This window comes from Leucobacter luti (assembly GCF_004217175.1).
Taxonomy (GTDB): Bacteria; Actinomycetota; Actinomycetes; order Actinomycetales; family Microbacteriaceae; genus Leucobacter; species Leucobacter luti.
Genome location: NZ_SHKI01000002.1, coordinates 154,179 through 176,900, shown reverse-complemented (window position 1 = coordinate 176,900; position 22,722 = coordinate 154,179). Strand labels below are relative to the sequence as shown.

The window sequence follows — 22,722 nt, the reverse complement described above, 5'->3', positions numbered from 1 at the left end:
AGCCGTGCCAGAACCCAGGATCGTCCCGTTCTTGTCACGAACGATCACCTTCGAGTCAGCTTCAGCCTGACCCGACACCTTCGTACCATTCGTGGCATCAACCGTAGGAGCATCCGGCGCGATCGAATCGATCGTGATCAACGTCGGAGCGGATACGTTGTCGTCTGCGTCCGTTGCGGTCACCGAAATAACGGTTCCCTCAGCCGGGCGGGGCGCCAGGGCGAAGTCGAACGAGCCATCGGTTCCGGCGAGGCCGGTACCGATCGTGACACCGTTCGCGTTCTTTACCGTGACCGTCGAGTTCGGCTGTGCCGAACCGGTGACGCTCGTACCGTTGGTGGCATTCACCAGCGGCGCAACGGGAGCAATCGCGTTCACCAGGGTGACCTGGGTCGTGTCGTTTGCAGGCTTGCCGTCGATCGTGAACGAGAGCGTCGCCGTGCCGGCCGCAGATGCGGTCAGCGTGGCGGTGTATGTTCCGTCGCCGTTGTCCACAGTGTCGGAGACCTGCCCCTCATCGGTCGAGATGACCACTGCGGGGCTCGGTACCCAATCAAGCACGTTGCCGTTCGCGTCCTTGAGCGTCACCGTAACGGTGGACTCAGTGGAGCCGTTGGCCTTGATGCGATCCGGATCCGCTGCGATCGACGAGACCGTCGAGCTCACCGTACCGGCGTTGAAGACCAGGTCTTTCGACCCGCCAGCGGTGTCGCCACCGAGGCTCACAGTTGCCGGGTAGGTGCCAGCCTTCACCGAGGTGAAGGTTCCTGTCACCGTGCCATCGGCGCCCGTCACCCAGTCAACACGGCTCGGCGTGACCGCGCCAGAAACATCGACTGAGAATTCGGCGTTGGGCACCGCGTTGCCGTTCGTGTCGCGAGCGGTAAGCACCGCGGTGTACGCGCTACTGCCGTCAGCTGCAACCGGGCCAGCCGGGGTCAGCGTCCACGACGATTCAGTGGCAACCGGCGCACCCGCCGAGAACGTCACGTTCTGCGGCGAGTTTGCGACAGCATCGCTGTCGATGGTTGCGCCAATCTCGTACGTACCAGACTTCACCGAAGTCAGCTTCACGGTGGTTGCGCCGCTGCTGTCGGTCACGGCGGGGGAAGTTGCCGTCACATCGGCCGGCACAACGAACTCAACCGCAACGTTTTTGACCGGGTTGCCCTTGGCATCCTTCGCAATAACCGTCGCGGTGTGCGTAGCGGTGCCATCAGCGAGCACCGGGCCGGGGCTCACCGAGAACACTGAATTGATCGATTCCACCGCGCCCGCGATGAAGTTCACGTCGCCCGCTCCGGACACCGCTGAACCGCCGATCGTCGCCGAAACAGCCTTCAGGCCAGCGAGCGTCGAACGGATCGCAATCGGCGCTGTGCCGTTTGCGTCGGTTTCAACAATGCCGGATCCTGTCGCGTCTCCGTCAACGGTGAATGTGACCGCGGTGCCGGGCACCGGGTTGCCATAAGCATCCTTGACGAGGACCTGTGCGCTGTGCGCGTCGGTGCCGTCGGCAACTTTGTCACCGGTTGAGAGGGTGAGCGCAGAGTTCTCGACCACGGCCTCGCCAGCGATAAACATCGCCGTGCCAGAGCCAAGGTTCACTGTGGCATCCGCAAACGCGGTGATCGTCTTCTCGCCAGACGAGGTGGACGTGATCGGTGCCGTGTAGACGCCGGTCGACTCCTCGGTGAACGTGCCAATCGCGACGCCCGCATCGGGGTCAGCCGTGGCCGTCAGCCGCGTCGCCGCCTTCGGGATGAAGTTCCCGTTCGCGTCCTTCAGCGTGACGGTTACCGTGTGCGCGGTAGCGCCGTCTGCGAGGCGTTCGTCGGAGGACACCGATACCGTCGAGGAGTCCTCACCCGAAGTGGTGGGGGCGCCGGGGGTAAATGTCACGGTGGGCCCGGTCAGGTTCTCTCCGTCGACGGTCGCGGAAATCACCGCGGGACCCGTCTTCGTGGAGGTGACCGTTGCGGTGTAGGTGCCATCATTGTTGTCCACGACTTCACTGACGGTCCCGAGCGTGCTCAAGACTTTCACGTCTGCTCCGCCGATGCTCATCTGATCGCCGGTCTTGCCAAACGTCGTTACGGTCACCGTCGATGCGGCAACACCGTCGGCTTCGACCGAGGTCGGAACCGCGGCAATGGTCGAGTTGCTCGCGTCAATCGCGTCGGCAACCGTAACGTCGAGGACCTGCGCGGTTGCGGGATCAAACGGGGTGATGTCGAGCGCAACCAGCGGCTCAGCGCGCAAGATCTGCGCCTGCTTCAGTCCCACGCTCTGCGCGTCAACGGTCAGCGTGATCTTGGCGTCTTGCCCGAAGGGCACGTCGCCAACGCTCCACGCGCCAGTTGCCGCGTCGTAGCTCCCGGTGCCGCTCTGCGACTTCAGGGTCACGCCAGCGGGCAGCGGGAAGTCGACGGTCACGCCGTCGGCGGTTGCGGGGCCACCGTTGTTGGCAACGGAGAGCGTGTAGTCGAAGCTTTCGCCAACGCTCACCGTGTTCTTCGACACCGCTGCGTCCGCGCTAATGTCGGCAAACTTCAGCTCGGGCGAGAACGTCGCGAAGAAGGTGCGTGTGACGGATTCACCGGCGGGCACGTTTACCACCCAGCCAATGGCCATGCCGTTATCAACTTCGTTGCTGCATGCCTGCTGCACACCGCCGCTGTTGTAGCACTGACCATTCATGCCGTTGTACCGCTGCGCGGCAGCTTTGGCGCTGTTGTAGTACCCACCGACGAATTTTGCGCCGGGGGACGCCGAGACAAACGAGGATGCGGCTGTCGTGCCGCTGTTCAGGCTCGAAACTGCCGAGCCCGACATCAGGGTCGTCCCGCTGTCATTGCCGGCGAAGTAGCTGTCGACCCAGTAGCCCATCTGCGCGGAAACCGCGGCACTGGAATTGTTCGTGTAGGTCATGTCCGAGCGCACCATGCCGGACCCAAGGACGTACGAGTCCTTCTTCACGAGCTTCGTGGTCCCCATATCCCGAGTCCCGCTGAGCCAGAACGGATTCTTCGCTGAGCCGGCGCCCCCGTAGCCCTGCGCGTACGTGCCGCCCGAGAGCAGCGAGACACTTTTCGAATCCACAAGAATCGGGGTTGAACCGATCGCGTTCAGCCCGCTCTCGCCCTTGTAGTAGGCGCGAGACGTGAAGTCCGGTGACCCAATCTGGCTCTGCAGAAGGGTGTTGTTCATGACCAGATCGATCGGGGCATTGAACACCGTGATCTTGCCCTGCGACACCACCCCCCCAGGGTGTTGCGGCCTGGGCGGCTGCGGGGGTGCCCACCACGGCGGCACCGATCGTCAGCAGGCCGACCAGGCCGACCGAGAGACTCTTCGCGGCAGCGGCCACGAGTCTCCTGCGCGGCGGGGCTTGCTGCCTCTCCACCGCGGGGTCAGGGGACAAATTCCCCTGTCTCAAGTTTTCCACTTGCGTGCCACTCTCCTTCGTATTACTGCAAGAGACCGGAGGCTGGTCGCCTCCGGAGTATTGGGGAGCTCTCGCTCCTGCGCCAACTATTCGGCTGCGGTCTGTCGTTTCGCGACGGTGTAATTCAGTACGTCGTTGCCATCAACGGTGGTGACGCCCACGCGCACCGAGTAGGTGTCGCTTGCAAGCGAGTACACGCGGTCGTTCCCGTGCGTGCCGCTCTCGCCAACGATCGCGAAGCCGTTGCTGGTGAGCTCTTCGATTGCCTGCTGGCGAGTCGCGTCCTGATCGAGCTTCACGCTCGCGGTCCAGGCCCCGTCAGCCTTCGCGGCGGCGGTCACGGTGCCATCAGCCATCTGCACGGCCTTCGGGAAGTCGCCAGGCAGCTCGGCTGCGGCATCGCCCGTGGCCGAGCAGCCTGCGAGCGCGGCAATGAGCAGCACACCCGACAGCGCCGCCGCCACTCGGCCGCCGCCACGGCGGCGCAGCTGAGACTGAGTGCGCTGAATGGTTGACATGCTCATGGATTCGTTCCCCTTGGTTTGGTTGGTGTTCCCGATGGTGCTTACTCGGGAGACACGCGCGTGATGACCTTGAAAGTCTGCGGCCGAGACACCGTCACGGCAGGGGGGTTTCCGCAGCTTGCGTGCCCCCGAGAACCGCGTTGCGTAGATCCCGCGATCACGTGCGGCGTGTGCTACGGCCCTAATCCGGCCGAGTTCACGCGCAGAGACCGCAGTGTTTTGGCGCGCTGGTGCGGGACGCACGGCAGCCCGGGGCATCGAGCGCGGGGCTGCGCGAGGATTCCGCACGCACACTCATGCGCGGAGCACTGCACCACCTGCGTTTTCGGGCCAGACCAGCACGGTACCCACCCGCAATCGGGGCTGAGGCTCCGTCAACGGTCGTTGACTGGAGCCTCACGCGCCCGGAGCGGGCACGGCCAGCGCTGCCCCGAACCGGGACTCGGCGTGGGCAGGATGCGCGGGGCCTATCCCCGCGGTAACGGTGTGGAGTACTTTTATGCTGAGCGGACCTTCCGTCAGAAAGAGAGTGCCGATGGTAATTGGGCGCACGACAGATCTCGCCACGGCGTTGGGGATGCTGCAGAACGGCGGGAGCATCGACGTCGTGGGCAGCCGCGGCAGCGGGCGCACCGCGTTCCTCGCGGCGCTCCGCACGAAGCTCGAGGGCAACGACTGGCGTGTGATCTCGGTGCGGGGGGTCGCTTCGCTGCGACAGCACCCGCTTGCCGCCATGCACCTCGCGGGAATCGGCGGCCCATCAGATCCACGCATCTCGTCGACAATCCAGTCGACCACGGACGCGCTCACCGAGATGACCCGACCGGATAGGTCGGTGCTTTTCCTCGACGACTGGGACGACCTCGATGAGTCGTCGTGGGGCGTTGCAGAAGCCGTACGCCGCCGCACTGGACTCCCGATCGTCATCTCGCGACTCCAGGGGCTCCGTGCCCGGCACACGCCGAGCGGCCTCAACGCGTCAACGCTTGAACCCTCCTACGTGATCGAGCTCGCGCCGCTGCGGTTCGAGGAGCTCGAGCAAGCGCTCGCAGATCATCTCGGTGGGCCAATCGAGACCGGCACAATGAGCCGCCTCTACGCGAAGTCCGGCGGCATCGTGGGCCTCGCTCGCAGCGTCGTCGACGCGGGCGTCCGCGAGGGCCGCCTGGTCCAAGCACCGACCGGCTGGTCGGCCACCCGCGATCTGTGGAGCCCGGGGCTCCGGGGCATCCTCGAAGCCCACCTTGAGAACCTCGGCGACGATGCCCGCGACGCGCTCGAGATCATCGCGCTCGTGGGGGTCGCCGACGTGGAGACCGTGCGCAAGCTGATCAGCTGGGAGACTCTCGAGCTGCTCGAGGAGCGCGCGATGGTGAAGCTAATTGCGAGCGCGAGCCGGCAGCTCGTCACGGTCGTGCCGCCCCTGCTGGTTGAGTTCTTCCGCAACCAGCCGCTCGCGACCCGCCGGATCCGCCTCACCGAGCTCATCATTGAGCGGCTTGGCGCCACCAACCCCGTCAACGTCCTCATTGCGAACACATCTGCGCTCAGTCGCGACGTGAGCGACGACGACGCACTGTTTGTGCGGCTGTTGCAGGAGCGTGCGCGCACGCGCCGGATCGTGACCCAGACCGAGTGGCTCGATAACCCGAAGCCCAGCACCGCGGTGCAGTACATCGAGGCGCTGCTGCAGTTACGCGACACCGGCGAGGAGATCCGCAAGGTGTTCGCCACGACCGACGGGCGGCTCGGCGGCCAAGAGGGGCAGGCGCGCTTCATTTCGCTCCGCGCCGAGTGGCGCGCGATCGTGGACCGCGACCTCGACGGCGCGCTCGCGGAGCTCACCCGATCGACCACGGGCCTGGGCGATTTCGCACGGGTGCTCGACGCCACGGCGGTGCGCATCGAGACGCTGATGCGGGCGGTGCCCGAGGATTTCGCTGCCCGGCTCGAGGTCACGGAGGTGCTTCCGGCGTCGGTGGCCACCACCCTACGGGAGGCGCAACTCCTCATCCTGATCTCGCTCGGGCGGTTCTCAGCGGCGCGGCGCGTGTTCGAGGCGATCGATTCCGTGAACCGAAACAACTCGGGGTCCGTCGCGAATCAGCTCAACGGCTACCTGCTGCTGGGCGAGGGAAAGTACGACGCTGCGATGCGCTGGGCACACCGCGGACTGGACGAGGCGCACGGCCTCCTCGATCCGGACGCGACGCTCGCCCACGGCACGCTCGCAGCGCTGGGGTTCACCATCTCCGGCGACTATCCCGGCACGGAGCACCTGCTCGACACGCTCTTCGCCGTGGGCGAGCCCTCCCCGCTGCTGGTGCACACGCATCTCGCGCTGCTCAGCATCGCAACCGTCGTCGCGGTGCGCCGCGGCCAGCTCCAGCTCGGCGAGCGCTACTACGCCGAGGTGCTCGCGCTCGACCTCGTCGACGGCCCGCTCCCCGTGCAATCCCGCGTCTGGCCAGCGACCCAGCTGACCGCCTTTAACGGGCAGGCGCTCCACGCCGCGGCCGAGCTCTGGGACGAGGGCGACCGGCTGTGGAAGCGCGGGGCGCGCTTCACCGCGGCGCTTGCGGGGCTCACCAGCACCGAGATTTCTGGAGACCAGGACCAACTCAGTCTGGTTCGACAGCGGGTGGAGGAGCTCGACAGCGGCTACCTCGCCCCGCACCTCGAGTACCTCGAGGCCCGCGCGCAGGAGAGCGCAGAACCGCTCCTCGACGCCACCGAGTCGCTCATGGAGACCGGCCGCCCCGGGCTCGCGCTGAGCGCCTACGAGCAGGCAATCGAGCACCTGCGCGCCGCCGGCGAAGCCGGCCGCGCCGACGAGGTCGACGAGCGCCGGCAGGAGCTGGTCGAGGAAATCGGGGCCGACAGCATGGACACGACGCGGTTCCTTGCGGCCGCGATCACGCTCACCGACCGCGAGCTCGAGATCGCGCAGTTGGTCTCCGAGGGCCTTCCAAACAAGGAGATCGCGGGCCGGCTCGTGCTCAGCGTCCGCACCGTGGAGAGCCACATGCGGCGCATCATCCGCAAGACCGGTATCCCCAACCGCGCAGCCCTGTCAGAGTACGTGCACCGGCTCAACGCCGAGGTGCCGCTCAGCTAGGCCGGGCCGGCGGGGCCGCCGATGGGGCGCCCCGCCGCTGCCGACGGGCCTGCCGCAGTCGTCAGGCTCGCGAGCGCGGCGGCAGCGGAGTCACAGGGCGGCCTCGATCCCCCGGATTACCGCGTCGACCCCGCGGTCGAACATCCCGGGTGCGCGCAGCTCCTCCACCGCCGCGGCGTCACCGCCGCGCGCGCGATCGTCCGCCCGCGTGGCGGTGCCTGCGCGGTCTTCAGCCCGCGTGGCGGTGCGCGCCCAGACCACGAGGAAGCCGGTCGCGAACGCGTCGGCGGTGCCGAGCGCGAAGCGCGCGTCCGCGGCGGGGAGCCCGGCCCGTTCAACCTCGGCCACCACGTGCGCGAGGTGCGAGGCCACCGGGTCTTCGTCGTAGGGCGCGAGGGCGAGCAGCTCGAACGAGCGCGGGAAGCGCGTGGCAAGCTGCCGGTACCCGTCGAGCGTCGCGCGCACCACGGCCTGCCAGCTCCCCGCCGCGCGCGCGACGGCGCCGGCGATGTCCATCTCGGCGATGAGCCGCTGCACCACGGCCGCGAGCAGGTCATCTCGACTGCGCACGTGCGTGTAGAGCGTCATCGTGCCGCTGCCGAGCTCGGCGGCGAGCGCGCGCATCGTGAGCTGCTCGATTCCGCGCGCCTCAATGAGCTCGATCGCCGCTTCGGCGATGGTTTCGCGCCGCAGCGCGCCGCGCGGTTTCGCGCTCCCTGCGTCGGGGTGGTTTCGAGCGTCCATACCGAGTAGGGTAACGTACCGTACAACGTACCGTACGCCGTACGGCGCACGATCCGCAATGAAGCCGATCCGATAGGAGCACCGTGGACCTCCACTACCTCACCGCAAGCGAAGCGATCCGTCGCTTTACCACCCGCGAACTCTCCCCCGTCGAGCTGCTCGACGCGGTCGTGTCGCGCACCGCCCACACCGAGCCGCGCGTCGGCGCCGTGACCGAGGAGATGCTCGAGATCGCTCGCGCGGCCGCCCGGGATTCAGAGGCCCGCTACCGCGACGGCACCGCGCGCCCGCTCGAGGGCGTCCCCATCATGCTGAAAGAGGAGCAGCCAATCGCCGGGATGACCGCCGAAGACGGCTCGCTGCTCGAACAAGGGGCGATCGCCACCGTGACGCACCCGATCGTCGACCGCATCCGCGACTCCGGCGCCGTGATCCACGGCCGCACCACCACCCCCGAGTTCTGCTGCGCGCCCGTGACACATTCCACGCTGTGGGGCGTCACGCGCAACCCGCATAACCTCGACATGACCCCCGGCGGCTCGTCCGGCGGCGCCGGCGCTGTGCTCGCGGCCGGCTCCACGATCCTCGCCACCGGCTCAGACATCGGCGGCTCGATCCGAATCCCGTCCTCGTACTGCGGCGTCGTGGGCTTCAAGCCCCCGTTCGGCCGCGTCCCGGGGCTCGCGCCATTCAACAGCGACACGTACTGCGCAGACGGCCCGATGGGACGCAGCGTCGCCGACGTTGCCGCACTGCAGAACGTCATCGTGGGTCCCTGGGCCGGCGACCCGGCCTCGCTGCGCCCGGCCCTGCGCGTCTCGGGGGCGGCCGCCCCGCTCACTGGGACCAGGATCGCGCTGAGCGTCACCCTCGGCGGCTACGCCCCAGACCCCGCCGTCGTCGCGAACACGCGCGCCGCAGCGGACGCGCTGCGCGCGGCGGGCGCCACCGTCGACGAGGTCGATCTCCCCTGGACCCCGGACGAGGTGCTCAGCATCGCCTGGGCGCACTTCGGGCAGGTCATGGGGCCGTTCATCGAGAGCGTCGGCAGCGGTGATCCGGCACTCACCGACAAGCTCATGCCCTACACGCAGGCGTTCATCGCGAGTGCCGCTGGCGCGGGGGGCTACGTCGAGGGACTCGAGGCGGAGGCCGCCTTTTACCAACCGCTGGGCGAGCTCCTCGAACGATACGACGCGCTCCTGTGCCCCACGATCGCCAACACCGGAATGCCCGCCGACGCCGCCTGCACCGACAGCGCCGCCGTGTTCTCCGAGCTCATGACGCTGCCTTTTAACGTGGTGGGCCGGGTGCCCGTGCTCGCGGTCCCGTCGGGGCGCGCCCCCAACGGCGTGCCCACCGGCGTGCAGATCGTGGGGCGCACGTACGACGACGCAACCGTGTTCCGCGTGGGCGCCGCGCTCGAGGCGGAGCTCGCGCTGTGGACCTCGCCCGAGTGGTGGCCCGCACTGTGAGCGGGGGTTCTTCGCGGGGCCCCGCAGCGCGGTCGGCCGGATCAGCGAGTGCGGGCGGGGGCAGCGACTCCGACGCCACCGCAGACTCCCCCGCCGCGGGCCTGCAGCGCGGCTCGCTCGGCACCCTCGACATCGTGTTTTTCGTGGTCGCGGCGGCGGCCCCGCTCGCCGTGGTCGCCGGCGCCGCGCCACTCGCGTTCCGCCTCGGCGGGGTCGGCGCACCGGGCGCGTACCTGTTCTCAGGGCTCGTCTATATCCTGTGCGCCGCCGGCCTCACCGCGTTCGCGAGTCACGTGCGCAACGCTGGCGCGTTCTACGCGTTCGTGGGGCACGGCCTCGGCCGCCCGGCCGCCGCGGGCACGGCGGTCGTGGCGCTCCTGTCGTACGCACTGATCTGCTTCGGGTTCTACGGCTTCTTCGGGTTCTACGCGGCATCTTCGATGCGAGACCTCTTCGGGATCGAGCTGCACTGGTCGATCTACGCCGCCCTGGCGCTCGCCGTGATCGCGGTGCTCGGCTACCGCCAGATCACCGTGGGAGCGCGGATCCTCGGCGTGCTCATGGCCGCGGAGGTCGCGATCCTCGTGGTCATCGCAGTCGCCGTGCTCGCCACAGAGGGCACCAGCAATTTCACGCTCGAACCGTTCGCGCCGAGCCGGGTATTCGACGCGGGCAGCGGCAGCATGTTCGTGCTCGCGCTCGGCGCCTTCCTCGGCTTCGAGAGCACCGCGATCTACTCGGAGGAGGCGAAGAACCCGAAGCGCACGATCCCGCGCGCCACCTATCTCGCGGTGGGGTTCCTCGCCGTGTTCTACGGGTTCATCACTTGGATCGCGGTCGCCGCGCTCGGCCTCGACGGACTCGTCGAAACATCGCTGTCAGACACGTTCCAGGGCATGTACTTCATGCTCGCGGATTCGTATCTGGGCCCGTGGGCGAAGATCGCCATGGACGTGCTCATGGTGACAAGCCTGTTCGCGGCAACGCTCGCGTTCCACAACGCGACCTCGCGCTACCTCTTCGCGCTCGGCCGCGACGGGATCGTGTCGCGGCGCTTCGGGGCCACGCACCCGCGCTTCGCGTCCCCGTTCCGGGCGAGCATCGCGGTGAGCCTCGCGGCGATCGTGCCGATCCTCGTGACGGTGACGCTCTCGGGCGACCCGTACCTGCATTTGCTGCTGTGGACGAACGGCGTGGGCATCGTGGGCATCGTGTTCCTCCAACTGCTGTGCATGATCGCGGTGCTGCGCTACTTCTGGCGGGACCGACGGGGCCACGGTGCCTTCCGCGTGGTGATCGCGCCGGGGCTCGGCGCGATCGGCCTCACTCTCGGGCTGTGGCTCATGCTCAGCAACTTCGATCTGCTCACCGATCTGCAGGGCTGGGCGAACGCGGCGCTCGTGGCTCCCGTGCTGCTGCTCGGTATTGCGGGCGTGGTCTGGGCGGTGTGGCTGCGCCGCCGGCGGCCGGAGGTCTACGCCGGGATCGGCCAGGGCACCCGCACCATCGACGTGGCTACCGCCGCGGGCGAGGCGGCGGCGCACCCCGAGTAGCGCGCGGCGGGGCCCGGAACCGCCGGTCCCCGCCGCGGTTCCCACCCCATCCCCGCTCCCTGGGATTCTCCCCGTTCACCGGCCAACTTCAGGAGTAGGCTCGGGGGTGACATTGGGTACGGCCGCCCGCACTCTGGTCACGATCACAAGTCGCCTCCACGATTCATGCAGCCGCCCCACGGTCGAGCAGTGCTTCAATCCACAAGAATCAGGGAGACACCGTGAAGATCAACGCAGCCGTGGCGACCGCCCCGCAGACCGATCTCGACATTCGCGAGCTCACGCTCGATGCGCCCCGCGCGGACGAGGTCACCGTCCGCATGGTCGCGTCGGGCGTGTGCCACACCGACGCCATCGTGCGCGACCAGTGGTACCCCACCCCGCTCCCCGCGGTGCTCGGGCACGAGGGATCCGGCATCGTTGAGGCGGTGGGCGCCGACGTCACCGACCTCAAGGTGGGCGACAAGGTCGTCCTCGCTCCCGCGTCCTGCGGGGTCTGCGAGAACTGCATCAGCGGCCACCCGCAGTACTGCACCGACTTTTACGCGCTCAACTTCGGCGGCAGCCGCGCCGACGGTAGCAAGATGTTCGACGACAACGGCGCCCCGATCTCGTCGAACTTCTTCGGCCAGTCGTCGTTCGCGTCCGCCACGAACGTGCGAGCCCGCAACGCGGTGAAGGTCTCCGACGACGCACCCCTCGAGCTGCTCGGGCCGCTCGGCTGCGGGATCATGACCGGCTCCGGCTCCGTGCTCAACGTGCTCAAGCCGAGCCCCGGCGAGTCAATCGCCGTGTTCGGCACCGGTGCGGTGGGCCTCGCCGGCATGCTCGGCGCGGTCGCGAGCGGGGCGACCACCATCATCATGGTCGACATCGTGCCGTCGCGCCTCGAGTTCGCGAAGGAGCTCGGCGCTACCCACGTGGTCAACTCGAAGGAGGTCGACGCGGTCGAGGCGATCCGCGAGATCACGGGCGGCGCCGGCGTCAACTACGCGCTCGACACGACCGGGGTGCCCGCCGTGTTCAGCCAGATGACCAAGTCGCTCGCGCTGCGCGGCCACGGCGTGCTCGTGGGCGCTGCGAAGCTCGGCACGGAGGCCCCCTTCGACATCGGCACGCTGCTCACCAGCGGCATCACGATCTCCATGGTCGTCGAGGGCGACGCCGTGCCGCGCGAGTTCATCCCCAAGCTCATCTCGCTGCACGAGCGCGGGCTTTTCCCGTTCGACAAGCTCGTGAAGACGTACGAGTTCGCCGACATCAACCAGGCATTCGCCGACAGCGAGTCCGGGGCCACGATCAAGCCCGTCGTGCTCTACTAGGCGCAGCGGCACCTGCGTGGCGCAGCCCACTCCCGCGCTCACGCGGGAGTGGGCCGCGTTGCCCGCGCTAGACGGCCCGCCACCCGGTCGGTGTCGTGACGAGCACCCGCTCCCCGGCATACCCGGGCTGGGTGGCGATCTCGACCAGGGCCGCCGCGGCGTTTCCGTACGGCAGCGTGGGCAGGCCGGGCACCCGGTCCACGTCGCGCAGCAGCGCGATCCCGGTCTCGGGGAGCGGCTCCGCCTGCTTCAGATTGACCGGGTACGCGATCGCATAGTTCAACCCGGAGGCGATGAGCTGCGCGTCCGCGGCAGCTTTATCCGCGAGGAATCGGCGCAGCGCCAGGCGGTACACCAGGCGGGCGAACCCGGACGCCTTCGCTGCGGTGTCCCCCGCACCAAACACTGAGACCAGCACGAGCCGCCCGGCCCCCGCGGCGCGCGCGGCATCGATCACGGACGGCAGGGTGCGCTGCATGAACGTGGCGTCCTTCGTGGACCCGGTGATTGAGACGACGACCGCATCGGCCCCCGTGGCGGCGGCCGTGAGCGCCACCGTGTCTGTCGCGTCTCCCGCGACGACGGTGAGGCCCGGGCGGGGTGCCACGCGTTCCGGCCGCCGCACGTAGGCGGTCACCTCGTGCCCGGCGCGCAGCGCTTCCGTGACGGTGTGCGAGCCAACGTTGCCCGCGGCTCCCACGATGACGATCTTCATGACGGTGTCCTTTGTTCGATGAGTGTCGGTCTGTTGTGAGTCTGATGAGCCGTTCGACGGCCGGGCGACACCGGGGCCGCTGCCGGTTCAGGCCTCGACGTGCACCGGGGCCGGCCGGCCCTCAGACTCCGGTCGGCGCGGGAGCGCCCTGCGGGTTCACCTCGCCCGGGCGATCCGCCGCCGCGTTGCCTCTCGGCGTACGCGTCGAGCTCACCACGAGCACGGTACCCACCGCGGCGGTGATGGCAAGGCCCAGCGTGCCAGCGTTGAGCCAGCCGGCCCCCTGGAACAGAAGTGCGCGGGCGCCGGTGGCCAGGAACTGCAGCGGATTCCACGGATAGACCCAGTCCTGCCAGAACGCGGGGAGGAACTCGTACGGCAGGTCGGCGGGCCCCAGCCCGAGCAGCAGGGTGAGCACTGGCACCGCCATCCCGATCATGCCGACCCAGTTGATTGCGCCGATCACCACGGTCATCAACGCGAAGGAGGCGATCGTGAGGAAGGCGCCTGCCCCAGCCACGGAGAACGACAGCTCCGGGACGAACCCGGCGAGGATCAGCGCCGCACCGAAGCCCGTGAGCGCGGCCGCGATGGCGGCGACCACGAGCTGAGTGGCGACCGTTCGCCCACGACCCTGCCGACCCAGTGAGAAGGTCGAGCGGATCACGATTCCGCCGGCATAGCTCGCGATGTACACGAGGATCATCATCACCATCGGCAGGAACGTGGCGACGGTGCCAAGCGCGGTGGGGATCTCATTGACCACCGTGGTTTCGATCTCAAACTCTGCGCCGCTCGTCAGAGCTGCCACCGAGCTCCCGAGCTGTGCGGCCACCATCGGGTTCTTGCCCTCGTTGATGATGAGTTGCAGTGGCGGCGGGGTCCCCGCCACCGTTTCGGCCGAGAACTGCTCGGGGATCACGAGCGCCGCGTAGAGCTCCGTGGCGTCCATCGCCTCGTCGAGCTGGTGCTGTGTGTCGAGGGTGCGCCACGCGAGCAGTCCCTCGGCGTCGGCTGACTGCACGGCCTCGGCAACCGCGGTCCCCGCCGCAATTGCGCCGGCTGGCGTATCGACGGCCTGATCGAGGTTGACGATCGCGACCGGGATATCCCGCGGTTCCATGCCGATCATGGGGGCCATGAGGAGCGCGCCGGCGGCGAGCGCGGCGGCGATAGCGATGAACGGGGTGAGCCAGCGCGCGCGAGCTCTGGGTGGGCTGATGGGTGGCGCGGTGTCGCTCATGCGGGGCTCCCTGAGGGTGAGTGTCGGGCTGTGGGCGGGGCGGGGGTGTCCGCGACCGGTGAGTCGGGCGAGTGATCGGTCACCACCCAAGAAGGTACGGCACGTTCCGTATCTTATATGATGATGAGTGTAGGCTCGGCTGTGAACGAGGCGAGGATTCGCGAGAGGAGTCGAGTGGCGAGCACGGCGAGCACCGGCGGTACCGCGGGCGCGGGAGGTGCTGCGCACAGACCCGCGCGCCGGTACGGGGCCGAGCTTGACGAGGCGATCCGTGCGGCCGTGCGCGACGAACTCGCGGCCGGCAACTACGCGGGCGTGACGTTCGAGGGGGTCGCAAAGCGCGCAAAGACCTCAAAGCATGTGATTTACCGCCGCTATCCGTCGCGGGCGCACATGGTCATTGACGCGTGGATCCAACGCCCGCCCGCCGCAGACTCACCCGCCACGAGCAGCGGTGATCTCCGCACCGATCTACTCCGGCTCGGCCGCTCGTTCTCCGACCAGTTCGAGCGGGCGGGCGTTGACACGCTGCGCGGCCTCCTCGGCGAGATCCCCGGCGACCAGGTGCACAGACTCGCCACCGAAACACAGTCGTGGGTCATTGATTCGGTGACCGCGATCCTCGACGCCGCCCGCGAGCGCGGCGACATCGCGCAGGACCCGCTGCCCCCGCACGTGGTGTCTCTCCCCGTCGTACTCGTGCGGCACGAGCTCCTGTTCTCCGGCGGACTCGACAGCCGCACGCTGACAGAGCTCATTGACACTGTGCTGCTCCCCCTCCTCACCGCCGGCACGCGCTAGCCCGCGTGGGGGCGGCCCGCCCGGCAGCCACCCCGCAGCGACGCTGCGCAGCACCACACCCGAATGTGTGGCGCGTCTCACTCTGAGGTGTGCGTAGACACACCCGCTGATCGGACGGGAAGGTGATGGATGCGGGCGCGAGATCCACTCAGCACTGCCCGCGCGAGGAGATCACATGCAAGCCGCACTACTCCGACGCGTGTCCACGAGCCTGCTCGTGGCCGCCCCCGGCATCGTGCTCAGGATCACCGGCGTCGAGCTGCACCCGGTCGCCGAGATGCTCGTCTACGGCGCGGCCGTGGTCGCCGCCGCGTTCCTGCTCGCCTGGGCCGCAGAGGCCGCGCAGAAAGATATCTCGGGGGCGCTCGCGATCGCGTTGCTGGCGCTCATCGCAATCCTGCCCGAGTACGCCGTGGACCTGTACTACGCGTTCAGGTCGGGCTCGGATCCGGAGTACCTGCACTACGCGGCCGCCAACATGACGGGCTCAAACCGGCTGCTGCTCGGCTTCGGCTGGCCGCTCGTGGTGCTCGTTTCGCTCGTGGTCGCGCGCCGCGCACTTCGCCGCGGTGCCAGCGCAAGCGCAGCGGCAGCAACAGGCGCCACGGGCCCCACGAAACCGTCTGCCGGGGCCACGGGCTCGGGCACCCCGCGCGCACCCCGCGCGCTGCGCCTCCCCAAGGAGCACCGGCTCGACATCGGGTTCCTCGCGATCCTCGCACTGCTCGCATTCGCGATCCCGCTCATCGGGAGCATTCCCCTCTGGTTCGGCGCGATCCTGATCCTCGTGTTCGGGCTCTACCTCTGGCGCGCCGGGCTCACCCACGGCGACGAGGAGCCAGATTTCGTGGGTCCGGCCGCGCTCATCGCGGGGATGGATCGGCGCCCCCGCCGCGCCACCATTGTGGCCCTGTTCGTCGTGTCGGCCACCATCATCCTGATGTCGGCGGAGCCGTTCGCGGAGGCGCTCGTGGCGTCCGGGGCGAGCCTCGGGATCGACAGCTACTTCCTTGTGCAGTGGCTCGCGCCGCTCGCGTCCGAGTCCCCCGAGTTCATCATTGCCGTGATGTTCGCGCTGCGCGGCATGGGCCCCGCCGCCATCGGCACGCTCATCGCGTCGAAGGTGAATCAGTGGAGCCTGCTCGTCGGCTCGCTCCCCGTGGCGCACTCGATCGGCGGCGGCCCCACCGCGCTCGCGCTCGACGCCCGGCAGATCGAGGAGTTCACGCTCACCGCCACGCAGACGCTGCTCGGCGTCGCTATGATCCTGGCCCTGCGCTTCAGCTGGTCCTCCGCGATCGGGCTGGCGGCCCTGTTCGCGGTGCAGTTCGTGGTGACCGACACCTCCGGGCGCTACGTGCTGAGCGCGATCCAGGCGGCGCTCGCAATCGCGTTCATCGTGGCCCACCGCCGCGAGCTCCGCGCGACGCTGAGCGCCCCGTTCAGGCGCACGCAGGCGGTCGGGACGCCGGTACCTGAGCCGGCCCGCGGCTCGCGCGGCTAGCATGGGGCAGATGCGCAGCCCCGCCGTGACCCGAATGGTCGAGGACCACCTGATGCTCATTTGGAAGGCGTACGAGTGGCCGGGCGGCGAGCCGTCCACCACCGAGCTCGCCGCCAGACTCCGCGTGACCCCCTCCACCGTGTCCGCGAACCTCAAGAAACTCGCCCGCGACGGGTTCATCGAGTACGAGCCCTACGGCAGCATCGTGCTCACCGATGAGGGGCACCGGATCGCGGTGGCGACCGTGCGGCGGCACCGAATCATCGAGACGTTTCTCGCACAGCAGCTCGGACTGAGCTGGGACCTGGTGCACGACGAGGCGGATCGGCTCGAGCACGCGGTGTCGGATCTGGTACTCGACCGCATGAACGACGCGATTGGCGCGCCAACGGTCGACCCGCACGGAGACCCGATCCCGGCAGCCGACGGCACGATGCCGCCCGACCTGAGCCGCGCGATCACCGAGCTCCCGGTGGGGGCGTCGTGCACCGTCACGCGGGTCTCCGACCGCTCCCCCGAGGTGCTGCGGTTACTCACCGAGCGCGGGGTGACCGTGGGCGCCACGGTCGAGGTGCGGGCGGTCAACCTGCCCGCCGAGATGATCGAGCTGAGCTTCGGAGCGCGCCGGATCGAGCTCAGCCTCGCAGCGGCCGCGGCGATCCGCGTGAGCCCCGGGCCGCCAGAGCCCGCGGCGTCCCCGCCGCCGAGTTCGGATCCGGCTTGGGCCCCAGAGCCTGGTCCGGAGCCTGGTCCGGAGCCTCATCCTGGCTCTGATCCTGATCCTGATCCCGGCCCGGCCTAGTCGAGCGCCGGGTGCGGTGTCCCCGTGCCGGGCCCGCGCGCGGGGAGCACCCGGGGTACCAGTCGCACCAGCGCCACGAGCGTCACCAGCTCGACGAGCGTCTGCGTGACCACCGCGAGCGGCGCGAGCGCGAACGCCGGCGGCAGCGCCAGCGCGAGCGGCAGCACCACCAGCGAGTTGCGGGTCACGCCAGAGAACACGATGGCCCGCGCCCCGGGCACATCAAGCCGCGCCGCGCGAGCCGCGAGCACCCCGACACCCACCATCACGGCAGCGAACGCGATGTAGAGCGGGACCAGCGGGAGCAGGCGCGCCAGGTGACCACCGACGGCGTCGATCTGCGAGCCGACCACCACCGCCAGCGTGACCACCATGAGCGGCACCATCGCGCCGGCCGTCGCTCGCTCAACACCCTGCCCGATCGGCGACGCCCGGCTCCACCACTGCACGAGCGCCGCGGCGCACAGCGGGACCAGGATCAGCCAGATGAACGCCTCGGCGAACGGCCACACCTCGATCCGCCCGGTGGCCTCGGGCCCGGCGAACAGCCACAGGAAGCCGGGCAGGAGCGCGAGCTGCAACAGCATGAGGAGCGGGGTGGCGGCGAGCAGACGGTCGCGCGAGCCGCCAGCCAGGCCGGTGAAGGCGATCACGTAGTCAACGCAGGGCGTGAGCAGCACCAGCAGCACCCCGAGCAGCAGCGCCGCATCCTCGGCGACGAACCGAGAGAGCGCGAACGCGACGAGCGGGGCCGCCACGAAGTTGACGCCGAGCACGGCGGCCATGAACCGGGTGTCGCGGATCGCGCGCCCCAGCCGGGCGAGCGGCACCCCCAAGAACGTGGCGAACAGCAGCAGCGCCAGCACGGGCGTGATGCTCGCGGTGAGGACGGGAGCGAGCTGCGGGGCGCCGAGCCCGGTCACTGCACCCAGCGCGATCCCGGCGAGCGAGAGGCCGAGCTGGTGGCGCTCAAGCCAGGCGGCGCGCGCAGCCCACGAGGATCGGTGTGCCCCCACGCCGCCCCCCTTCCTTCTCCCCTGATCGGGGCGTGCTCCGCCACGGTGCGCTGCGCGCCGGGCCTCCCCCGTGCTGCGCGCTGGCTCGCTCCCGCGCGCTGCGCCCGGGTCTCCCCGCGCGCTGCGCCCGGGTCTCCCCTGCGCGCTGCGCCGAGGCTCCCTGCGCGCTGCGCGCTGACTCTCTCCTTCGAGCGTAGGCAAAAGTCCCCTTCCGCGAGGCGGAAGGGGACTTTTGTGCACACTCGGCGCGGGGCACGCCCTGCGCGGCGCGGGGCGCGGGCCACGCGGCTCGGGGCACGCCCCGCGCGGCGCGGGGCGCGGGCCACGCGGCTCGGGGCACGCCCCGCGCGGCGCGGGGCACGCGCGGGCCACGCGCGGGCGCCTCAGAGCACGCTGTGGAGGAAGCCTTGCGTGCGCTCGTGCTGCGGGTTGTCGATGAGCTCGGCGGGCGGCCCGCTCTCGACCACGACCCCGCCGTCCATGAACACGACCTGATCCGCCACCTCGCGGGCGAAGCCGATCTCGTGGGTCACCACGATCATCGTCATCCCCTCGTTGGCGAGCTCCTTCATCACGTCGAGCACCTCACCCACGAGCTCCGGGTCGAGCGCCGAGGTCGGCTCGTCGAACAGCATGAGCTTCGGCTTCATCGCGAGCGCGCGGGCAATCGCGATGCGCTGCTGCTGGCCGCCCGAGAGCTGCGACGGGTAGTGATCGGCCCAGGCGTCGAGCCCCACCCGACGCAGCAGGGTGTGCGCCTCGGCGATCGCGTCGGCCTTACTGCGCCGCGACACGACCATGGGCGCCTCGATGATGTTCTCGATCGCGGTCTTGTGCGGGAACAGGTTGAAGCGCTGGAACACCATGCCGATCGAGCGGCGCTGCTTCGCGACCTCGCGCGGGTGCATCTCGCGCAGCCGATCGCCGTGGTCCCGGTAGCCGACGACCTCACCGTCGACCGTGATCCGGCCACCGTCGATCGTCTCAAGGTGGTTGATGCAGCGCAGCAGGGTCGACTTGCCGGATCCGGACGGGCCGAGCAGCACCGACACCTGGCCGGCGTGCACGTCCATCGAGATTCCCTTGAGCACCTCAAGGCTGCCGAAGTGCTTGCGCACCCCGCGGAGCTGCACGAGCGCGGTATCGCTGAGCTCAGTCATTGCGCGATCCCTTCTTGTTCTTGCCCTGGAACTGGACGGCGATCGTCCCGGTCATCTCGCGCGCCTTCTGCAGCGGGGAGACGGGCGCGTTGCGCTCGACGCCGCGGCCGAAGTACCGCTCAAGGTAGTACTGCGGGATTGAGAGCAGCGACACGATCACGAGGTACCAGATGCTCACCACGATCAGCAGTTCGACCTGCTTGAGGTTCTGCGCGGAGATCTGCGTGGCGCGCGTGTACACCTCCATCACAGCGATGAGCGAGAGCAGCGAGGTGTTCTTGATCATCGAGATCAGCTCGTTGCCGAGCGGCGGGATGATGACGCGCATCGCCTGCGGCAGCAGGATCCGCACGAACGTGGCGAGCGGGCTCATGCCGAGCGACGCGGCCGCCTCCTTCTGACCGGAGTCGACCGAGAGCATGCCCGAGCGGACGATCTCGGCGGAGTATGCGGCCTCGTTGAGCGTCAGCGCGATGATGCCGGCCACGAACGCCGTGAGCAGCACGTTCGTGTCGACCTCCCAGAACACCACGTCGGTGAACGGGATCCCGAGCGTGATCTTCTCGAAGATGAGGCCGAAGTAGCCCCAGATCACGATCTGCACGAGCAGCGGCGTGCCGCGGAACAGCCAGACGTAGAACGACGCGAACACCACTGCGACGGGGTTTCCGGAGAGGCGCATCGCCGCGAGGATCACCGCGAGCACCGTGGAGATGATCATCGCGATCGCGGTGATCAACAGCGTGGTGCCCACACCCGACACGATCTCGGGGTTGAACAGGTACTCGCCCACGACCGCGTAGTCGATGTTCTTGTTCGTCCAGAGCGCCTGCACGAACCAGGCGGCGAAGAGGAGCAGGGCGATCGCCCAGATCCACCGCCCCGGCCGCCGGAGCGGAAGAGCCTCGATGTCGAAGCTCCGATCCTGCTCCGGCGCCGTCACAGTTGAGTGAGTCATGAGTGTGGCTTAGCCTTCCGTCGACGCGCCGTTGACGATTGCCTCGTCGGTGGCGTAGTTGCCGAGGTTATGGGTATCGAGGATGTCCTGGTAGACGCCCTCTTCGATGAGTGCCTGCAGCGCGAGGCGCAGCGCCTCGGTGAGCTCAGTGTTCTCCTTGAGCGTGCCGATCCCCGTGTAGACGGGGTTGATGCCGGCGGGGAACTCGGGATCGTTCACGACCTCGAAGTCCTTGCCGTCGCCCGCCGTGGCGACCGTGTACGCGGCGACCGGGGCGTCAACTGGATACGCGACCACGCGGCCGGCCTTCAGCGCGGTCTGGGGATCCTGCGCGGTGGGGAGCTGCTGGATCGTCAGCTCACCCTTGCCGTCCGCCTCGCAGGTCTTGGCGAGATCCTCGAGCAGGCCGAGCTGCGCGCTCGCCTTCTGCACGGCGACGGGGTGGCCGCAGAGATCGTCCAGGCCGGTGATGCCCTCGGGGTTGCCGGCCTTGACCACGATCGTGAAGCCCGCGTAGATCTCCTCGATGAAGTTGAGGGTCTCCTCGCGCTCCACGGTGTCGTTCATGCCCGACATGATGATGTCGAATTTCTTCGCCTGCAGCGACGGGATCACGGTCTCGAACGCCTGGTGGGAGATCTCGATGTCGACGCCGAGCTTCTCCCCCAGGGCCTGCGCCAGATCGGGATCGAGCCCGGTCTGCTTCTCGCCCTCGAGGAGGATGAACGGCGGGTACGGGATGCCGGCGGCGGCGCGGATCACGCCGGAGTCGCGGATCGCCTCGGGGAGCGCGGCGGCCGCGGCCTCGTCGACGCCGGAGGTGACCGCCGCGGCGGGCGCGTCATCGGTCTTCGCTTCGGTCTCGCCGCCGCCGCTGGAGCAGGCGGTGAGGCCGAGCATTGCGGCGAGCGCCGCCGCGGTCGAGATCTGCACGAGCTTCTTCATGGTGGTTCCTCTTCCTTGGGGAATAGTGAGTGGTGGTGTGGGTGAACTGATGGGTCAGCGGCGTCGGATCACGACGACCACGATTCCTCGCTCGGGCCGACGTGGTGCCCGAGGAACTCGGCGTAGGTCTGGCGGCGCACGGCGAGGCGACTCTCGCCGTTGCGGCAGAACACCACCGCGGGCTTGAGCGCTCCGTTGTAGTTGTTCGAGAGCGTGTAGCCGTAGGCTCCGGTGGCGGCGAGGACGATGGTATCGCCCGTGGCGGGCGCGGCGAGCTCCGCCCGGTCAACGAGCAGGTCGCCTGACTCGCACTGGCGCCCCACGAGCTGGGCCACGGTGTCTGGCTGCGCGCTCGCGCGGTCCGCCACGATGGGCGTGAACTCCATGTTCATGAGCGCCACGTTGAGCTGGTCGGCGAGGCCGCCGTCGACGGCGACGAACGTGGCGCCCGTGCGCTTCACGTTGTTGACGCGGTACGCGGTCATGCCCGCTCGGGCGACCAGCGAGCGGCCCGGCTCGATGATGAGGCGGCTGCCCGCGGGGAGCACGCGCTTCGCGGCCGCGGTGATGCCGTCGAGGTACTCGTCGAGGGTGGGCGCGTTGTGCCGCACGTTGTAGTTGACGCCGAGTCCGCCGCCGATGTTGTAGACGGGGAACTCGCCGAGCTCGCGCACCGCCTCGACCGCCCGCTCGAACGGCTCAACCTCGAGCACCTGCGAGCCGATGTGGAGGTGGAGCCCCACCACATTGATGAACGGGTGCTCGGCCAGCCGCGCGATCAGCGCCTTCGCCTGCGGGATCGGCAGCCCAAACTTTGACGTGGCCCCGCCGGTGGAGATCGCCTTCGGAACGCGCGGGTCCACGCCCGGGATGATCCGGATCAGCACGTCCTGCGGGCGGGTGAGCAGCGCGTCGAGGCGCTCAACGTCGGCCTCGCCGTCGAGCACGATCGCTCCGATCCCCGCGTCGACCGCGAGCACGAGCTCCTCGTGGCTCTTCGCGTTGCCGTGCAGGTGGATGAGCTCGGGCGGTGCGCCCGACTCGAGCGCGAGCAGCAGTTCGCCTGCGCCGGCGACGTCGATCGCGAGTCCCTCGGAGGCGGCGATCGCGTAGGCGGCGAGCACGGGGAACGACTTTGAGGCGAACGCGACCTGGCTGTTGGGCCAGCGCGCGGCGAGGCCCTCGCGGTAGGCGCGCATCCGATCGCGCAGACCCTGCTCGTCGACGACGTACAGCGGGGTGCCGAATTCCTCCGTGAGGGCCGGGAGCGAGCAGCCGCCGACCTCGAGGACGCCGTCAGCGCGCACCGCCGCGTTCGGTGGGAAGATCCGCTCAAACCGGGGATCGTAGAACCCGCTTGCTGCCACGTCGTAACTCCTTCGTTGTTGTCCCTA

The 22,722-nt window shown here is 69.0% G+C and carries 17 protein-coding genes; 7 read left to right on the top strand and 10 right to left on the bottom strand.

What is annotated here, in order from left to right:
• Nucleotides 1-3,210, bottom strand: a 3,210-nt coding sequence (locus EV139_RS00795) for an invasin domain 3-containing protein (protein WP_130452425.1), incomplete at its 3' end; no start/stop codon positions are given.
• A gap of 324 nt (nt 3,211-3,534) precedes the next feature.
• On the bottom strand, nt 3,535-3,972 hold the full coding sequence (locus tag EV139_RS00790; protein WP_130452424.1) for a hypothetical protein: 438 nt from the start codon (nt 3,970-3,972) through the stop codon (nt 3,535-3,537).
• 535 nt (nt 3,973-4,507) lie between these two features.
• Between EV139_RS00790 and EV139_RS00785 the strand changes: the two genes are divergently transcribed.
• The gene (locus EV139_RS00785; protein WP_157992958.1) at nt 4,508-7,090 is read left to right on the top strand and encodes a helix-turn-helix domain-containing protein; all 2,583 of its coding nucleotides are present in this window, start codon (nt 4,508-4,510) and stop codon (nt 7,088-7,090) included.
• A gap of 90 nt (nt 7,091-7,180) precedes the next feature.
• Here EV139_RS00785 and EV139_RS00780 read toward each other — a convergent pair whose 3' ends face one another.
• The gene (locus tag EV139_RS00780) at nt 7,181-7,834 is read right to left on the bottom strand and encodes a TetR/AcrR family transcriptional regulator (protein ID WP_130452422.1); all 654 of its coding nucleotides are present in this window, start codon (nt 7,832-7,834) and stop codon (nt 7,181-7,183) included.
• Nucleotides 7,835-7,917: 83 nt separating this feature from the next.
• On the opposite strand from EV139_RS00780, the gene EV139_RS00775 reads away from it, so the two are divergent.
• From EV139_RS00775 to EV139_RS00765, 3 genes are all read left to right on the top strand, one after another.
• Nucleotides 7,918-9,309, top strand: a complete 1,392-nt coding sequence (locus EV139_RS00775) for an amidase (protein ID WP_130452421.1) — start codon at nt 7,918-7,920, stop codon at nt 9,307-9,309.
• A complete protein-coding gene (locus tag EV139_RS00770) occupies nt 9,306-10,862 on the top strand; it encodes an APC family permease (protein ID WP_157992957.1) in 1,557 nt (518 codons plus the stop codon). Before EV139_RS00775 ends, EV139_RS00770 begins: the two co-directional genes overlap by 4 nt.
• 221 nt (nt 10,863-11,083) lie before the next feature.
• A complete protein-coding gene (locus EV139_RS00765; protein ID WP_130452419.1) occupies nt 11,084-12,184 on the top strand; it encodes an NAD(P)-dependent alcohol dehydrogenase in 1,101 nt (366 codons plus the stop codon).
• Nucleotides 12,185-12,251: 67 nt separating this feature from the next.
• On the opposite strand, the gene EV139_RS00760 is transcribed toward EV139_RS00765, so the two are convergent.
• Nucleotides 12,252-12,899, bottom strand: a complete 648-nt coding sequence (locus EV139_RS00760; protein WP_130452418.1) for an NAD(P)-dependent oxidoreductase — start codon at nt 12,897-12,899, stop codon at nt 12,252-12,254.
• Nucleotides 12,900-13,020: 121 nt separating this feature from the next.
• Nucleotides 13,021-14,142, bottom strand: a complete 1,122-nt coding sequence (locus EV139_RS00755) for an ABC transporter permease (protein WP_130452417.1) — start codon at nt 14,140-14,142, stop codon at nt 13,021-13,023.
• A gap of 174 nt (nt 14,143-14,316) precedes the next feature.
• Between EV139_RS00755 and EV139_RS00750 the strand changes: the two genes are divergently transcribed.
• The 3 genes from EV139_RS00750 (at nt 14,317) to EV139_RS00740 (ending at nt 17,249) form a co-directional block, all read left to right on the top strand.
• A complete protein-coding gene (locus tag EV139_RS00750; RefSeq protein ID WP_198677398.1) occupies nt 14,317-14,943 on the top strand; it encodes a TetR/AcrR family transcriptional regulator in 627 nt (208 codons plus the stop codon).
• A gap of 175 nt (nt 14,944-15,118) precedes the next feature.
• A complete protein-coding gene (locus EV139_RS00745; RefSeq protein WP_130452415.1) occupies nt 15,119-16,447 on the top strand; it encodes a sodium:proton exchanger in 1,329 nt (442 codons plus the stop codon).
• A 10-nt stretch (nt 16,448-16,457) separates the two neighbouring features.
• Nucleotides 16,458-17,249 (top strand): metal-dependent transcriptional regulator, encoded by a 792-nt coding sequence (locus tag EV139_RS00740; RefSeq protein ID WP_130452414.1) that lies wholly within the window; start codon nt 16,458-16,460, stop codon nt 17,247-17,249.
• On the opposite strand, the gene EV139_RS00735 is transcribed toward EV139_RS00740, so the two are convergent.
• The 5 genes from EV139_RS00735 to lysA all read right to left on the bottom strand — a co-directional run bounded on the left by EV139_RS00735 (nt 17,246) and on the right by lysA (nt 22,695).
• A complete protein-coding gene (locus EV139_RS00735; RefSeq protein ID WP_130452413.1) occupies nt 17,246-18,265 on the bottom strand; it encodes an arsenic resistance protein in 1,020 nt (339 codons plus the stop codon). The genes EV139_RS00740 and EV139_RS00735 overlap by 4 nt on opposite strands.
• Before the next feature lie 383 nt (nt 18,266-18,648).
• Entirely contained in the window at nt 18,649-19,425 is a 777-nt protein-coding gene (locus EV139_RS00730; RefSeq protein WP_130452412.1) for an amino acid ABC transporter ATP-binding protein, read from the bottom strand.
• The gene (locus tag EV139_RS00725) at nt 19,418-20,383 is read right to left on the bottom strand and encodes an amino acid ABC transporter permease (protein ID WP_130452411.1); all 966 of its coding nucleotides are present in this window, start codon (nt 20,381-20,383) and stop codon (nt 19,418-19,420) included. Before EV139_RS00725 ends, EV139_RS00730 begins: the two co-directional genes overlap by 8 nt.
• A gap of 9 nt (nt 20,384-20,392) precedes the next feature.
• On the bottom strand, nt 20,393-21,328 hold the full coding sequence (locus tag EV139_RS00720) for an ABC transporter substrate-binding protein (RefSeq protein ID WP_130452410.1): 936 nt from the start codon (nt 21,326-21,328) through the stop codon (nt 20,393-20,395).
• Between the two features lie 68 nt (nt 21,329-21,396).
• Nucleotides 21,397-22,695 carry a diaminopimelate decarboxylase gene (gene lysA, locus EV139_RS00715; protein WP_130452409.1) on the bottom strand — a complete coding sequence of 433 codons (1,299 nt, stop codon included), beginning with the start codon at nt 22,693-22,695 and terminating at the stop codon, nt 21,397-21,399.
• Nucleotides 22,696-22,722 lie beyond the last annotated feature (27 nt).

Bases quoted from the DNA above. Each gene is read 5' to 3' on its own strand.
- EV139_RS00790 (WP_130452424.1), bottom strand. From the start codon at position 3,972: ATGAGCATGTCAACCATTCAGCGCACTCAGTCTCAGCTGCGCCGCCGT.
- EV139_RS00785 (WP_157992958.1), top strand. From the start codon at position 4,508: ATGGTAATTGGGCGCACGACAGATCTCGCCACGGCGTTGGGGATGCTG.
- EV139_RS00780 (WP_130452422.1), bottom strand. From the start codon at position 7,834: ATGGACGCTCGAAACCACCCCGACGCAGGGAGCGCGAAACCGCGCGGC.
- EV139_RS00740 (WP_130452414.1), top strand. From the start codon at position 16,458: ATGCGCAGCCCCGCCGTGACCCGAATGGTCGAGGACCACCTGATGCTC.
- EV139_RS00745 (WP_130452415.1), top strand. From the start codon at position 15,119: ATGCAAGCCGCACTACTCCGACGCGTGTCCACGAGCCTGCTCGTGGCC.
- EV139_RS00760 (WP_130452418.1), bottom strand. From the start codon at position 12,899: ATGAAGATCGTCATCGTGGGAGCCGCGGGCAACGTTGGCTCGCACACC.
- EV139_RS00720 (WP_130452410.1), bottom strand. From the start codon at position 21,328: ATGAAGAAGCTCGTGCAGATCTCGACCGCGGCGGCGCTCGCCGCAATG.
- EV139_RS00730 (WP_130452412.1), bottom strand. From the start codon at position 19,425: ATGACTGAGCTCAGCGATACCGCGCTCGTGCAGCTCCGCGGGGTGCGC.
- EV139_RS00725 (WP_130452411.1), bottom strand. From the start codon at position 20,383: ATGACTCACTCAACTGTGACGGCGCCGGAGCAGGATCGGAGCTTCGAC.
- EV139_RS00755 (WP_130452417.1), bottom strand. From the start codon at position 14,142: ATGAGCGACACCGCGCCACCCATCAGCCCACCCAGAGCTCGCGCGCGC.